Origin of the sequence: Phenylobacterium aquaticum (assembly GCF_947378715.1) — a bacterium.
GTDB lineage: Bacteria > Pseudomonadota > Alphaproteobacteria > Caulobacterales > Caulobacteraceae > Phenylobacterium > Phenylobacterium aquaticum_A.
This window is the reverse complement of the sequence record NZ_CANCLE010000016.1, coordinates 22,836-36,463: the sequence shown is the minus strand read 5'-3', so window position 1 is coordinate 36,463 and position 13,628 is coordinate 22,836. Positions and strand designations below refer to the sequence as shown.

Sequence of the window (13,628 nt, the reverse complement as noted above, 5' to 3'; positions counted from 1 at the left end):
GAACCTGGTCGAGTTCGGCTCGATCAGCCCGGAGGGGGCCAAGGTTCTGGAGGTGATCGGCGCCTCGCGCTGCAACGTGCTGATCTCGGGCGGCACGGGCTCGGGCAAGACCACATTGCTTAACACCATGACCGCCTTCATCGAGGAGGACGAACGGGTCGTCACCTGCGAGGACGCCGCCGAGCTGCAGCTGCAGCAGCCGCACGTGGTGCGCCTGGAAACCCGGCCGCCGAACCTGGAGGGCCAGGGCCAGATCACCATGCGCGACCTGGTCAAGAACTGCCTGCGGATGCGGCCCGAGCGGATCATCGTCGGCGAAGTCCGCGGCCCCGAGGCCTTCGACCTGTTGCAAGCCATGAACACCGGCCACGACGGCTCGATGGGCACGCTGCACGCCAACAGCCCGCGCGAGGCGGTCAGCCGGGTGGAGTCCATGATCACCATGGGCGGCTATGGCCTGCCGTCGCGGACCATCCGCGAGATGATCGTGGGCTCCGTGGATGTCATCGTCCAGGCCGCGCGCCTGCGCGACGGCTCGCGCCGCATCACCCACATCACCGAGGTGGTGGGTCTGGAAGGCGATGTGATCATCACCCAGGACCTGTTCCTCTATGAAATCACCGGCGAGGACGCCGACGGCAATGTGGCCGGCCGCCACCGCTCGACCGGCATCGCCCGGCCGAGATTCTGGGACCGCGCCCGCTATTACGGCCTGGAGCGCGAACTCGCCGAAGCCCTCGACGCGTCGGAGTAGGCGGTGATCACCATCATCACCCTGTTGGCCGCGCTGCTGGGCTTCCTGGTGGTGCTCAGCGTCGGCCTGGCCCTGGCCGGGGGCGGATCGTCCCAGGCTCGCACCCTGAAGCGGGCCCAGACCATCGTCGGCGGCGAGGCCCGCGACGCGCGACGCAAGCCGGCGATCAGCGCCCAGGACCAGCGGCGCCGCCAGGTGCTGAAGTCGCTGCGCGATCACGACCGCCAGCAGAAGAAAGCCACCCTGACCGTCGCCGCCAAGATGCAGCAGGCCGGGTTGAGCGACAATGTCCGCGGCTTCTGGATCATCAGCGGCGTGACCGGCGCCGGCGTGTTCCTGGTGATGATCCTGTTGCGGCAGTCGCCGCTGATCGCACTGGGCCTGGGCTTTGGCGCGGGCTTCGGCCTGCCGCGCTGGGTGCTGGGCATGTTGGCGACCCGGCGCACCAAGGCTTTTACGGCGGCCTTCCCCGACGCCATGGACATCGTGGTGCGCGGCATCAAGTCGGGCCTGCCGGTGCATGACAGCCTGCGGGTCATCGGCCAGGAGACCACAGAGCCCCTGGCCGGAGAGTTCCGTCGCCTGACCGAGAGCATCGGCATGGGGGCCGATATCGATTCCGCGCTGGAGAAGATGTTCGAGCGGATGCCGACCGCCGAGGTGCGGTTCTTCGCCATCGTGCTGGCCATCCAGCAGAAGACCGGCGGCAACCTGGCCGAGGCGCTGGGCAATCTCTCCACCGTCATCCGCTCGCGCAAGCTGCTGGCTGAGAAGGTCAAGGCGTTGTCCGGGGAGGCCGTGGCCTCGGCCTGGATCATCGGCTCCCTGCCGCCGGCGGTGGTCGCCCTGATCGGCACGATCGCCCCGGCCTATATGGGCCCGATGTTCACCGACCCGCGCGGCCACGTCATGCTGATGGCGGGTGGCTTCTGGATGTCGCTGGGCGTGCTGACCATGCGCAAGATGATCAACTTCAAGATCTAGGGCGACCGCAGATGATTTCCGCCCTGACCAATCCCGACAATATCCTGGCCCTGTTCGTGGCGGTGATCTGCTTCGCCACCATCATGACCATCGTCACCCCGCTGATGGGCCGCTCGACCCTGGAGACCCGGCTGAAGTCGGTCTCGACCCGGCGCGAGGAGCTGAGGCGCAAGTCGCGCGAGGCCCTGGCCGGCAAGAACGCCGCCGGCTCCAGCCTGCGCCAACGGGACGAGGGGCTCTATAAGAAGGTCGTGGAGCGGCTGCAGCTGTCGCGGCTGCTGGAGGACCCCAAGGTGGTCGAGAAGCTGGCCCAGGCCGGCTTCCGCGGGCCCCGGCCGGTCTCCACCTTCTATTTCTTCCGCTTCGTCCTGCCCTTCGTGTTCGCGGCGGTCACGGCCTTCTATCTGTTCGTGGTCAACAGCTTCGGCCTGCCGCCCATGACCCGGCTGGCGTTTTCGGTGGGCGGCCTGACGCTCGGCTACTACGCCCCCAACGTCTACATCTCCAACATCGCCCAGAAGCGCCGGGAATCCATCGTCGGGGCCTTTCCCGACTCCCTCGACCTGCTGCTGATCTGCGTCGAGTCCGGCATGTCGATCGAGGCCGCGATCCAGAAGGTCAGCCAGGAGATCGGCGGCACCTCCATCGAACTGGCTGAGGAGCTGACCCTGCTGACCGCCGAGCTGTCCTATCTGCCGGAACGCCGCCAGGCCTATGAGGGCCTGGCGCGGCGGACCAACCATCCCGGCATCCGCTCGGTGATGACCGCCATGATCCAGGCCGAGCGCTATGGCACTCCGCTGGGCTCGGCGCTGCGGGTGATGGCCAAGGAGAACCGCGACATGCGGCTGGCGGGCGCCGAGAAGACCGCCGCCCAGCTGCCGGCCAAGCTGACCGTGCCGATGATCCTGTTCTTCCTGCCGGTGCTGTTCATCGTCATCCTCGGACCGGCGGTGATCAAGGTCCAGGACATGATGGGCCACCACTAGGGGCGCCATCTCTCCAGTCTGTCGGTGCGGACGAAGCGGCCTATTGCGCGGTGCGCACGGCGTCCCACGACCGCTGAGCGGCGGCCGGGCCGGCGGCGGCGTTGTGCAGCCAGACCATGTTGCTGGCCACCACTTCCGGCGGCAGGTCCTGGCGGGCGATCTTCTCGGCCTCGTCGAAGCGGCCCTGCAGGCCCAGCACCAGGGCCAGGTTCTGGCGCACCGCCATGCTCGCCCCCGGCTTGGCGGCGGCGGCGCGCAGCAGGGTCTCGGCCTGGGCGGCGTCGCCATGGGCGGCGAGATAGAGCGCCAGATTGGTCAGGGGGGCGGGGTTCTCGGGCGCGAGCGCGATCGCCTGGCGGTGGGCTTCCAGGGCCTCGTCCGGGCGGCCGGCCTGGTCCAGGGCCACGCCCATCAGCGAGGCGGGCCGCCAATCGGTCGGCGCCTTGGCCTGGGCCTGGCGAGCGGGTTCGATCGCGTAGAAGCCCTGGCCCTTGCCGATCTGGGCGCGGGCCACTTCCAAGAGCGCTTCCTCGGTGTCGGGCCTGGCCAGCAGCACCCGCTGGGCGGCGGCCATGGCCTCGTCATAGCGGCCCATGGCCCGCAGGGCCTGGGACAGGTCGACGCCAGCCTCGGCGTCCATCGGATCAATGTCGGCCTCCCGCGCCCAGAAGGCGGCGCGGGCCAGGGGATCCAGCCGCTGGGCCAGCGCACGCTCGTCCGGCGTCGCCGGGCGCGGGCCGGCAGGCGCGGCGATGGTCGGGGCTGGGGCGGGCTTGGCCTCGCGGGCCAGGGCGGGGCCGGCGAGGCTGAGGACGAGGGCGGTTGCGGCGAGGGCCGACATGCGACACATGAACGTCACGGGCTCCGAGGACGCCGCCATCCTCGCCCGGGCGCTTAAAGGAAGCGTTAAGCATAAAGTTGGAGGGCCCGCGCCCATGACCGAAGTGATCCTCGCCCAGGCGGAGGGCCCGCTGGTCCCCGTCCACGCCCTGCGCGACGCCGACCTGGCCGCCTTCCTCGACGCCGGCCCGGCCTTCGCCAAGGGGTTCGCCGAGCTGTCCGACTTCAAGGCCAAGGCCGGCCAGGTGCTGGTGGTCCCCAATGCGGAGGGCGGCTTCGCCTTCGCCCTGTTCGGCCTGGGCGCCGCGCCCGACCCCATGGCCTTCCGCTCCCTGGCGGGCAAGCTGCCGGCCGGCGACTATGTCCTGGCCGAGGTTCCCGCCGGCCTGACCCCCGACCAGATCGCGCTCGCCTTCGCCCTGGGGAGCTATCGCTTCGACCGCTACAAGACCCACGGCGCCAAGCGGCCGCGGCTGGTGGTCGAGGGCGCCGACATCGCCGAGGCCCTGAACATCGCTCACGCCTGCGCCCTGGCCCGCGACATGGTCAACACCCCGGCCAATGATCTGGGGCCCCTGCAGATCGAGACCATCGCCCGCGAGATCGCCGAACGGCACGGCGCCCAGATCACCGTCATCACCGGCGAGGGGCTGCTCGAGGCCAATTATCCCGCCGTCCATGCGGTCGGCCGCGCGGCGGTGGAAGCGCGCGCGCCCCGGATGATCGAGATCAGCTGGGGGGAACCGGACAAGCCGCTGGTGGCGATCATCGGCAAGGGCGTGGTGTTCGACACCGGCGGCCTCGACATCAAGCCCTCGTCGGGCATGCGCAACATGAAGAAGGACATGGGTGGCGCGGCCCACGCCCTGGCGCTCGGCCGAATGATCATGGCCGCCAAGCTGCCGGTGAGGCTGGTGATCCTTACCCCGGTGGTGGAGAACGCCATAGCCGGCGACGCCATGCGGCCGGGCGATGTGCTGGACAGCCGCCAGGGCCTGACCATCGAGATCGGCAATACAGACGCTGAGGGCCGGTTGATCCTGGCCGACGCCCTGACCCGCGCCGCTGAACTGGAGCCGGCGCTGACCCTCGACCTCGCCACCCTGACCGGCGCCGCGCGGGTGGCGCTGGGCCCGCAACTGCCGCCGTTCTTCACCGATGACGAGGACCTGGCCAAGGCGATCGAGGTCGCCATGGTCGAGGCGGCCGACCCGATGTGGCGGCTGCCGCTCTGGAAGGGCTATGTCGAAAGCCTCGACTCCGACGTGGCCGACATCAAGAACGATTCCGACGGCTGGGCCCAGGCCGGGGCCATGACCGCGGCCCTGTTCCTGCAACGCTTCGCGCCCAAGGGTCCCTGGGCGCACTTCGACATCTTCGCCTGGAACCCGCGCAACCGGCCGGGCTACGCCTCAGGCGGCGAAGCCCAGGCGATCCGGGCGCTCTACCAGATGATCCGGACCCGCTTCTCGTGAGCGCCGATCCGCGCCTGACCCTGGCCCGACCCGATCTGGCCAGCCGTGCGCTTGAAGGGCTGGTCCCGGCCACGGCCTATGCGGACCCGACTCCCATGGCGGTGATCGCGCCGGGCGCCGGCCTCTATGCGCGGGCCGATCTGGCGGCCGAGCGCCAGAGCCACCTGCTGTTCGGCGAGATCTTCGACGTGTTGGAGACGAAGGCCGCCTTCGCCTGGGGCCAGGCTCGCCGCGACGGCTATGTCGGCTATGTCGAGACGGCCGCCCTGGCGGCCCCGCCGCCTGAGCCGACCCATCGGGTGGCGGCGATTCGCACCTACGCCTTCGCTGAGCCCAGCATCAAGTCGCAGGCCCACGGCCCCTATTCGCTCAACGCCCTGGTCGCCGTGGAGGCCCGGGAGGGTCGGTTCGCCAAGGTGGTCGGATCAGGCTGGATCGTCGAGGCGCATCTGTCGCCCATCGGCCGGTTCGAGACCGATCCGGCGGCGATGGCCGAACGGTTCCTGGGCGCGCCCTATCTGTGGGGCGGCCGCGAGAGCCTGGGTCTCGATTGCTCAGGTCTGGTGCAGCAGGCGCTGATGGCCTGCGGCCAGGCCTGTCCGCGCGACACCGACCAGCAGCAGGCCCTGGGCCACGAGATCCAGTCGTCCGAACTGACGCGGGGCGACCTGGTGTTCTGGAACGGCCACGTGGCGATGATGCTCGACTCCGCCCGGATCATTCACGCCAACGCCCACCACATGGCCGTGGCCATCGAGCCCCTGGCCGAGGCCGTGGCGCGGATCGCGGCCGGTCCGACCGGTCATCCCACGGGATACAGGCGCTTCTGACCTCAAACGCAGAACGCCGGCCGCGGGGTTCGCGGCCGGCGTCCGGTTGTCTCGATCAGCTCGACGCTCTAGGCGGCGGGCTTGGCCGCCGGAGCCGCCGCCGCAGGAGCGGCCGGAGCCGCGCCGGCCGCCGCAGCAGCAGGCGCCGCGCCGGCAGCAGGGGCCGCAGCCGCGACCGGCTTCGGCGCCGGAACCGGCAGCGTGCCGCCCTGGGCGTGCAGATAGGCGATCACATTGATGCGGTCTTCCGGCTTCTTCAGGCCGACGAAGGTCATCTTGGTGCCGTTGATGTACTTCTGCGGGCCCTTGATGAACTCGTAGATGTGGTCGTAGTCCCAGATCGGCTGCTTGGCGCCGAACTCGGTCATGCCCGACGAATAGGCGAAGCCCGGATGGCTGCCCGGCTTGCGGCCCTCGACGCCCCACAGGTTCGGACCCGTGCCGTTGGCGCCGCCGTTATCGGCGTTGTGGCAGGACTTGCACTTGGCGAACACCGCTTCGCCCGCCTTGACGTCGGCGGTCGGCAGGACCGTGCCCCAATCGGGCGGCACGTCGGCTGCGGCGGCGTCGCCAGCCCCGGCCTCGGCCGCGACTTCGATGGCGTAGCCGGGCTTTTCCGGCGCCTTGGATGCGAAGATCCCGGAGGAGAGTTCGCGCAGGCCGACAATGGCCAGGCCCGTCGCCAGCACGGCGGCGGCGACTTTGTTGAACGTAAGGTCGCTCATAGTCCTAAAATCGGCCCTCTTCACGGCCGGCCGCCTGGGCCGGCGTCAGCGCGGGAATACCCGCCCCCTTATTGCGCCCGCGTCTCTTACACGCTACCGGCGCTCGCGCAACAAGCCAGTTGGTCGCCCCCGGGGTCCCATGCAACCGATCGTAATCATCCCCGCCAGATTGGCCGCCACACGCCTGCCAAACAAGCCTTTGGCCGATATCGAAGGCCTGCCGATGATCGTCCGCGTACTGCGCCAGGCCCAGGCGGCGGGGGTTGGGCCGGTGGCGGTGGCGGCAGGTGATTCGGCCATCGTCGAGGCGGTGGAGGCGGCTGGCGGCCGCGCCGTGCTCACCGATCCGGACCTGCCGTCGGGCTCGGACCGGATCATCGCCGCGCTCGCGGAACTGGATCCGGAAGGCCGCCATGACGTGGTGATCAACCTGCAAGGGGACATGCCTTTCGTCGAGGCCTCGGCCCTGGTCGACTGCGCCAGGTTGCTGGCCGACCACGCGGACTGCGACATCGCCACCATCGTGGAAATGGAAACCTCGCCTGCGGTCCGGACCAATCCGGATGCGGTCAAGGCGGTCCTGGCCCTGCAGCCGGACGGCCGCTCGGGACGGGCGCTGTATTTCACCCGCTCGACCCTCTATGGAGACGGGCCGGTCTGGCATCACCACGGCATCTACGCCTATCGCCGCGCAGCCCTGCTGCGTTTCGCAGCCGCCCCGCCCTCGCCGCTCGAGCGGCGCGAAAAGCTGGAGCAGCTGCGGGCCATGGAGCTGGGCATGACCATCTGGGCGGCGGTCGTCGACGCCACGCCGATCTCGGTCGACAATCCGGCGGATCTGGAACGCGCCCGGGCCCATGCCCGCGCGCTGGGGAGTACATGATGAGTCAGGGTCGTATCGCCTTCCAGGGAGAGCTGGGCGCCAATAGCCACGAGGCCTGCCTGGCCGCCTTCCCGGACATGACCCCGGTTCCGCATCCGACCTTCGAGGAGGCCTTCGAGGCCATCAAGACCGGCGACTGCCAGCTGGGCATGATCCCGGTGGAGAACTCCATCGCCGGCCGCGTCGCCGACGTGCACCACCTGTTGCCGAATTCCGGCCTGAAGATCATCGGCGAGCGGTTCAAGCCGATCCACTTCCAGCTGATGGCCAATCCGGGCGTGAAGCTGGAGGATGTCACCGTCGTCCAGTCCATGCCGATCGCTCTGGCCCAGTGCCGCAAGACCGTGCGCCGGCTGAAGCTGAAGACCGAGCCTGTGGGCGACACGGCGCTCGCCGCCCTGCTGCTGTCGCAGAAGCCGGACCCGCACCGCGCGGCGATTTCCCCCGCCTTGTCGGCCGAGCTCTATGGCCTGGAGATCCTGGCCCGGGACATCGAGGACGAGCACTCCAACACCACCCGCTTCCTGGTGATGACGGCCGATAAGACCCCGCCGGCCCCGGCCTTCACGGACCCTTGCATCACCAGCTTCACCTTCAAGGTCCGCAACCTGCCGGCCGCGCTCTACAAGGCGCTGGGCGGCTTCGCGACCAACGGGGTCAACATGACCAAGCTGGAGAGCTATATGGAGAACGGCGCCTTCACGGCGACCTTCTTCTATGCCGAGGTCGATGGCCGGCCCGAGGATCGCGGTCTGGCGCTCGCCTTCGAGGAACTGCAGTTCTTCTCCGAGAAGTTCGAGATTCTCGGCGTCTATCCCGCCGACCCCTTCCGGAGCCGCGTCTGATGCGCACGATCGAGATCGACGGAGCCGCCTGTACGACGGTCAAGGCGTTCTGCGCCGTGCTCAAGGACGAGATCCGCGCCCTGCCCGGGCATGGTGATTCGATCGAAGCCTTCGTCGATTCGATGATCTGGGGCGGGCTGAGCCAGCTGCCGCCGCCCTACCTCGTGCGGGTGCGCGGCCTGCACGGCGGCCCGATCGCCGCCTTCGTCAAGGAGCTGTCCGAATCCCTAGGCTATGCGCGGATGGAGCGCCGCGATCGCAAGGGCGAGGACATCGAGGTGATGGTCCAGCTGCGGCGGTAGCCTGCGTCAGGCGGCGTCCAGCGCGCGCAGAAGACTTTCCGCCGGCACGCCCCATTGGCGGTGCAGCTTGGCCATCATGGAGGGCGTAAGCGTCCGCCGGCCATTCAGGATTTCAGAGGCCCGCGACCGAGAGCCCAGGAGCTGGGCCAGATCGGTCTGGGTCATACCCCTGAGCTCCATGGCGAAGCGGATGGCGTCGAGCGCCTCAGCCGGCTCGATTGGCCAGCAGCGGCGCTCATAGGCTTCGATCAGATCCGACAGCACATCGAACCGATCCGCTTCGGCGCTGCCCGGGGAGGGTTGGGTCTCGAAATAGCGCGCGACCTCGGCCAGGGCCCAGTCGTAGTCGCGCTCATCGTGCAGGGCTCGTACGTCCATCACACCGTCTCCACGTCGATCCGGTCATAGTCCGCGTGCGTGCCGACGAACTTGATGAGCACGCGCCGATAGGCATAGGCCACATGCACGACCAACCGGTATTTGTTGCCCGCGATGTCGAAGACGACGCGATTGTCGGCGACGAAATCGACGGTCGCGCCGAACATCGCCTTGACCCCCGCCGGCCCCGTCCAGCTCGCCTGGTTGACGAGCCCGAACCATGACCGCAGCGGTCGCTCGGCTTGCGGATGCCGTGTCCAGAACTGGATTAGGGTCCGCTTGGCGATGATCTGCACGACACGCCACTAGCACGTTCCCGCTCGGGGAACAATTGAGTGTTCAGGCCGCCAGCAGACCGTCGTCGATCTCGCGGGCCCGGACGGCGGCGGGGCGGGCGCTGAGGCGGGCGGCGAAATCCTGGAATGCCGGACGTTGCGGAATTCCGCCCGTCTGCAGACCCCAGCCGATCAAACCCGACACATAGAGGTCGGCCGCGCTGAAACGGTCGCCCGCCAGGAACTCGCGGCCGGCGACGGCCTTCTCCAGGGTGTCCAGGGCCAGATCATAGTTGCCCCAGCCGACCATCCGCTCCTGGTCGGCAGCCGGGGCCACGCCCAGGGCCTTGTTGATCATGGCGCTCTCCATCGGAGCCGCAGCGAAGAACAGCCAGCGATAATAGTCGCCCCGCGCGGGCGAGGTGGGCGGAGGCGCCAGGCCCGCTGCAGGGAAGGCGTCCGCCAGATAGGCGCAGATCGCCGCGCCCTCGGTGACCACGGTCTCCCCATGACGCAGGGCCGGCACCTTGCCCATGGGATTGATCGCCAGATAGGCCGGCGCCTTCATGGTCGAGCCATAGTCGAGCTGCTCGGTGCGATAGGGCTCGCCCAGCTCCTCCAGCATCCAGCGGACCACGCGACCCCGGGACATCGGGTGGGTGTAGAAGACGAGTTCGTTCGACATGGCGGGGCTCCGTGGGGTGATGGAGCGACCTTAGCGGGTGCTGCTGACAGCAGTCTGTCAGCAGGATGAAGCTCCGATCAATGAAGTTCCGGCACGCAGAGATCGACGCCGGCTCGGCGACGTGTCAATGGAACAATGGGGGAACATCGATTATCTTATCCCAGTGACTCACAGACCCAAACGCGCCTTCGCCAGACGCATGCGCCAATCGCCGACGGCGCAGGAGGCGAGGCTTTGGTCCGTGTTGCGGGATCGACGGCTGGAAGACGTCAAGTTTCGCCGCCAGGTTCCGCTCGGGCCTTATGTCGTGGATTTCCTCTGTCCGCGACACAGGCTGATTGTCGAGGCGGATGGGCCGTTCCATGGGGATGACAGCGTCCGGGATCGCTGGCTGAACGCCCAAGGTTTCACCGTGATGCGGTTCTCCAACGACCAGATCGCGGCGTCCCGGCCGGAAGTTCTGAGCATGATCTGCGCCTGGATTGAAGCCAAGGCGCCGCTGAAGCGTTGGGATGAGGATTTCCCTTCTCCCCTTGCGGGAAAAGGTGGCGGCGAAGCCGACGGATGAGGGGTTTTGCTCCGCTATCCGTGTTTCCTTCGAGGCCCTCTCCGGAAAGGTTTGGGCGACCCCTCATCCGGCCCTTCGGGCCACCTTCTCCCGCAAGGGGAGAAGGAATGTCAGCCGCCCGCTCAGCTTTCCGCCCAGGCCTTGATCAGCTGGTGGGCGATGGCCATGGGCGGGGGGGCGAAGGTGGCGGGGACTTCGCCGGCCAGGAGGGCGCGGGCCTCCGCCTTGGTGAACCAGCGCACTTCCGACAGCTCGGTCTGGTCGGGGGTGGCGTCGTCGCTCTCGACCTGGGCGATCAGGCCGATCATCAGGGACGAGGGATAGGGCCAGGGTTGGGTCGAGTGATAGGCGACCGACGCGGTCTTCAGGCCAGCCTCTTCCTCGAGTTCACGGGCGCAGGCCTCCTCGATCGATTCGCCGGGTTCCAGGAAGCCGGCGAGCGCCGAGAACATGCCCTTGGGCCAGATCTCCTGGCGACCCAGCATGCAGCGGTCCTCGAAGACCGCCAGCATGATCACCACCGGGTCGGTGCGCGGGAAGTGTTCGACCTTGCAGGAGGGGCAGATGCGCTTCCAGCCGCCCTCGGCGGTCTCGGACGCTTCGCCGCAGGATGCGCAGAAGCGGTGGCGGCGTCGCCACTCGAACATCGCCTTGGCGGTGGCGACCATCGCCGCGTCAGTGGCCGGCAGGCGCAGGGCCACGCCGCGCAGGTCCTCGAACCGGCCGAGCCCGGCCAGCGGGCCCTCGCCCGGATCGGCGCCGCCCTCCAGGTCGACGGCGAAGATCGCGGTCTCCTTCCACAGTCCCAGGAACAGCAGGCGTTCAGCGCCGCCGGCCAGCTCCTCGACCAGGCGGGCCGGAAGATAGGCGATCTGCAGATCGCCATTGGCCGCCTTCTCGACGAAGGGCTTGCCGTTCCACAGGGCGATGCCGAGGGAGTCGGAGGAGGCGACCTGTTCGGCCAGCCATGTGGTGTCCCCGCGGCGCTCGCTGGCGCGGTTCAGGGGGTTGCCGGCGAAGGTGTTCTGGAAGGCTGTAAGAGGCATGCCCACAGTTCTAGATGAGCCCAAGCTTGCGCGCGACCCTCAAGCTCGCGATATAGGGGGCGGAGATCGGCGACGGGCGGACGCCTCGCCAACCCGGTCAGGTCCGGAAGGAAGCAGCCGTAACGAGTTTCGCTCCGGGTCGTTGTCCGGTCTCCACCCAGCTCCCCAATCACCGAGCCTCCAGTTCAGGCGCCCATGGCCGACGAAGATTTCCCGCCCTGGTCTGAAGCTGGCGACGCTGACGCCGGTCCGCCTGAGCCGCCGGAGCGCGATCCCGACACCGCCGACATGTTCGGGGCGCCGCCTGCGCCCAAGCCGTCCGCCCCGGTCGAACAGCCGTCGGCCGCCTACACCGTCATCGCCCGCAAGTACCGGCCGAGGTCCTTCGAGGACCTCTATGGCCAGGAGGCGATGGTGCGCACCCTGCGCAACGCCTTCTCCTCGGGCCGCATCGCGCACGCCTTCATGCTCACCGGGGTGCGGGGCGTCGGCAAGACCACCACGGCGCGCCTGCTGGCGCGCGCCCTGAATTACGAGACCGACGCCATCCACGCGCCCAGCCTGGATCTGCGTGAGGAGGGCCGGCACTGCCGCGCCATCATCGAGGGCCGGCACATGGATGTGCTGGAGCTGGACGCCGCCAGCCGCACCGGGGTGGCCGACATGCGCGAGCTGCTGGACGGGGTGCGCTACGCCCCCGTCGAGGCGCGCTACAAGGTCTATATCATCGACGAAGTGCACATGCTCTCCACCGGCGCCTTCAACGCGCTGCTCAAGACCCTGGAAGAGCCGCCGCCGCACGCCAAGTTCATCTTCGCCACCACCGAGATCCGCAAGGTGCCGGTGACCATCCTCTCCCGCTGCCAGCGCTTCGACCTGCGCCGCGTCGAGCCGGACGTCATCGTCAAGAGCCTGGAGATGATCTGCGGCAAGGAGAATGCGCTCGTCGAGGCCGAGGGGCTGATGCTGATCGCCCGCGCCGCCGAGGGCTCGATGCGCGACGCCCAGTCGATGCTCGACCAGGCCATCGTCCAGGGCGAGCCGGGCATGACCATTCCGGCGACCCTGATCCGCGACATGCTGGGCCTGGCCGACCGGGCCCAGACCATCGCCCTGTTCGAGCTGTTGATGCGCGGCGAGGCCGGCCCGGCCATCGAGACCTTCCGCACCCTCTATGGCTATGGCGCCGATCCGGGCCAGGTGATGCTCGACCTGCTCGATCACGCCCACGCCGCCTCTGTCGCCAAGGCGATCGGAGCCCAGGCCCTGATCATGCCCAAGGAACAGGCCGCGCGGCTGGCGGCGGTGGGGGCGGCGGTCTCGGCCGGCTCCCTGTCGCGGGTCTGGCAGATGCTGTTGAGGGGCCATGAGGAGGTGCGGCGCGCGCCAGACGCGGCGGCGGCCGTCGACATGGCCCTGATCCGTCTCGCCTACGCCGCCGACCTGCCGGGGCCCGAGGAGGCGCTGAAGCGGCTCCAGGCCGGAGACGGATCCCTTGGCGGCGGGTCTGGTCCTGGCGGTGGTGGAATGGGCGCGCCTTCCGGCGGTGGCGGCCAGATGTCCTCTGGCGGCGGGGTCACGGCCCAGGGCCGGATGATGGCCCCCCAGCCCCAGGCGGCCGAGGCCGTCCCCAATCTGCAGTCCTTCGCCGATGTCCTGGCCCTGATCGAGAAGAAGCGCGACATCGCGCTCCGCCTCGACGTCGAGCGCTATGTGCGGCCGGTCAGCTTCCGGCCCGGCGCCATCGAGTTCGAACCGGCCCCCGGCGCGCCGACCAACCTGGCGCAGCGCCTGGTCGCCAAGCTCAAGGAATGGACCGGCCAGCCCTGGCTGATCGCCGCCCAGGGCGGCGGCGGGGCCGAGAGCCAGTGGGAACGCCAGAAGCGCGAGGAGCGCGAGGTTCGGGGCCAGGTCGAGCAGGACCCCTTCGTGCTGGCGGTCATGCAGGCCTTTCCGGGCGCCGAGATCATCAGCATCCGCAACACCCCGATTCCGGAACCCTCGTCGGTCACCGACGCGCCGGAAGAGGATGAGGACTAGGAGCTTACG

Annotated in this window: 16 protein-coding genes and 1 other RNA gene; 11 read left to right on the top strand and 6 right to left on the bottom strand. The window is 68.9% G+C overall.

Going from position 1 to position 13,628, the window contains the following annotated elements:
• The 3 genes from Q7P21_RS04180 to Q7P21_RS04170 form a co-directional block, all read left to right on the top strand.
• On the top strand, nucleotides 1-754 hold a 754-nt coding region (locus Q7P21_RS04180; RefSeq protein WP_304175880.1), incomplete at its 5' end, for a CpaF family protein.
• 12 nt (nucleotides 755-766) lie between these two features.
• The gene (locus Q7P21_RS04175) at nucleotides 767-1,738 is read left to right on the top strand and encodes a type II secretion system F family protein (RefSeq protein WP_304175884.1); all 972 of its coding nucleotides are present in this window, start codon (nucleotides 767-769) and stop codon (nucleotides 1,736-1,738) included.
• Nucleotides 1,739-1,749: 11 nt separating this feature from the next.
• Nucleotides 1,750-2,727 (top strand): type II secretion system F family protein, encoded by a 978-nt coding sequence (locus tag Q7P21_RS04170; RefSeq protein ID WP_304166106.1) that lies wholly within the window; start codon nucleotides 1,750-1,752, stop codon nucleotides 2,725-2,727.
• A gap of 40 nt (nucleotides 2,728-2,767) precedes the next feature.
• Here the strand turns inward: Q7P21_RS04170 and Q7P21_RS04165 are convergent, their stop codons facing one another.
• Nucleotides 2,768-3,577 carry a tetratricopeptide repeat protein gene (locus Q7P21_RS04165; protein WP_304166132.1) on the bottom strand — a complete coding sequence of 270 codons (810 nt, stop codon included), beginning with the start codon at nucleotides 3,575-3,577 and terminating at the stop codon, nucleotides 2,768-2,770.
• Nucleotides 3,578-3,662: 85 nt separating this feature from the next.
• Between Q7P21_RS04165 and Q7P21_RS04160 the strand changes: the two genes are divergently transcribed.
• Nucleotides 3,663-5,042 (top strand): M17 family metallopeptidase, encoded by a 1,380-nt coding sequence (locus Q7P21_RS04160; RefSeq protein ID WP_304175864.1) that lies wholly within the window; start codon nucleotides 3,663-3,665, stop codon nucleotides 5,040-5,042.
• Nucleotides 5,039-5,872 (top strand): C40 family peptidase, encoded by an 834-nt coding sequence (locus tag Q7P21_RS04155; protein WP_304166101.1) that lies wholly within the window; start codon nucleotides 5,039-5,041, stop codon nucleotides 5,870-5,872. Before Q7P21_RS04160 ends, Q7P21_RS04155 begins: the two co-directional genes overlap by 4 nt.
• A 68-nt stretch (nucleotides 5,873-5,940) precedes the next feature.
• Here Q7P21_RS04155 and Q7P21_RS04150 read toward each other — a convergent pair whose 3' ends face one another.
• Entirely contained in the window at nucleotides 5,941-6,597 is a 657-nt protein-coding gene (locus tag Q7P21_RS04150) for a cytochrome c family protein (RefSeq protein ID WP_304175862.1), read from the bottom strand.
• Between the two features lie 139 nt (nucleotides 6,598-6,736).
• Between Q7P21_RS04150 and Q7P21_RS04145 the strand changes: the two genes are divergently transcribed.
• Genes Q7P21_RS04145 through Q7P21_RS04135 form a run of 3 tightly spaced genes read left to right on the top strand, consistent with a single transcriptional unit; the run spans nucleotide 6,737 to nucleotide 8,627 of the window.
• The gene (locus Q7P21_RS04145) at nucleotides 6,737-7,480 is read left to right on the top strand and encodes a 3-deoxy-manno-octulosonate cytidylyltransferase (protein ID WP_304166095.1); all 744 of its coding nucleotides are present in this window, start codon (nucleotides 6,737-6,739) and stop codon (nucleotides 7,478-7,480) included.
• Nucleotides 7,477-8,325, top strand: a complete 849-nt coding sequence (locus Q7P21_RS04140; RefSeq protein ID WP_304166092.1) for a prephenate dehydratase — start codon at nucleotides 7,477-7,479, stop codon at nucleotides 8,323-8,325. The genes Q7P21_RS04145 and Q7P21_RS04140 overlap by 4 nt, the downstream gene beginning before the upstream one ends.
• Entirely contained in the window at nucleotides 8,325-8,627 is a 303-nt protein-coding gene (locus Q7P21_RS04135) for a hypothetical protein (protein ID WP_304166090.1), read from the top strand. Before Q7P21_RS04140 ends, Q7P21_RS04135 begins: the two co-directional genes overlap by 1 nt.
• Before the next feature lie 6 nt (nucleotides 8,628-8,633).
• On the opposite strand, the gene Q7P21_RS04130 is transcribed toward Q7P21_RS04135, so the two are convergent.
• Genes Q7P21_RS04130 through Q7P21_RS04120 form a run of 3 tightly spaced genes read right to left on the bottom strand, consistent with a single transcriptional unit; the run spans nucleotide 8,634 to nucleotide 9,965 of the window.
• Nucleotides 8,634-9,005 carry a type II toxin-antitoxin system HigA family antitoxin gene (locus tag Q7P21_RS04130; RefSeq protein ID WP_304166087.1) on the bottom strand — a complete coding sequence of 124 codons (372 nt, stop codon included), beginning with the start codon at nucleotides 9,003-9,005 and terminating at the stop codon, nucleotides 8,634-8,636.
• The gene (locus Q7P21_RS04125) at nucleotides 9,005-9,301 is read right to left on the bottom strand and encodes a type II toxin-antitoxin system HigB family toxin (RefSeq protein WP_304166085.1); all 297 of its coding nucleotides are present in this window, start codon (nucleotides 9,299-9,301) and stop codon (nucleotides 9,005-9,007) included. The genes Q7P21_RS04130 and Q7P21_RS04125 overlap by 1 nt, the downstream gene beginning before the upstream one ends.
• Before the next feature lie 43 nt (nucleotides 9,302-9,344).
• Nucleotides 9,345-9,965, bottom strand: a complete 621-nt coding sequence (locus Q7P21_RS04120) for a glutathione S-transferase family protein (protein ID WP_304175860.1) — start codon at nucleotides 9,963-9,965, stop codon at nucleotides 9,345-9,347.
• A gap of 37 nt (nucleotides 9,966-10,002) precedes the next feature.
• Between Q7P21_RS04120 and Q7P21_RS04115 the strand changes: the two genes are divergently transcribed.
• Nucleotides 10,003-10,533, top strand: coding sequence for an endonuclease domain-containing protein (locus tag Q7P21_RS04115; RefSeq protein WP_304166079.1), 531 nt, complete (start codon nucleotides 10,003-10,005; stop codon nucleotides 10,531-10,533).
• 122 nt (nucleotides 10,534-10,655) lie between these two features.
• On the opposite strand, the gene nudC is transcribed toward Q7P21_RS04115, so the two are convergent.
• On the bottom strand, nucleotides 10,656-11,579 hold the full coding sequence (gene nudC, locus Q7P21_RS04110) for an NAD(+) diphosphatase (RefSeq protein ID WP_304166076.1): 924 nt from the start codon (nucleotides 11,577-11,579) through the stop codon (nucleotides 10,656-10,658).
• Between the two features lie 60 nt (nucleotides 11,580-11,639).
• On the opposite strand from nudC, the gene ffs reads away from it, so the two are divergent.
• Both ffs and Q7P21_RS04100 read left to right on the top strand, forming a co-directional pair.
• Nucleotides 11,640-11,738: signal recognition particle sRNA small type (ffs, locus tag Q7P21_RS04105), an RNA gene on the top strand.
• A gap of 129 nt (nucleotides 11,739-11,867) precedes the next feature.
• The gene (locus Q7P21_RS04100; protein ID WP_304175882.1) at nucleotides 11,868-13,619 is read left to right on the top strand and encodes a DNA polymerase III subunit gamma/tau; all 1,752 of its coding nucleotides are present in this window, start codon (nucleotides 11,868-11,870) and stop codon (nucleotides 13,617-13,619) included.
• The last annotated feature ends 9 nt before the right edge of the window (nucleotides 13,620-13,628 follow it).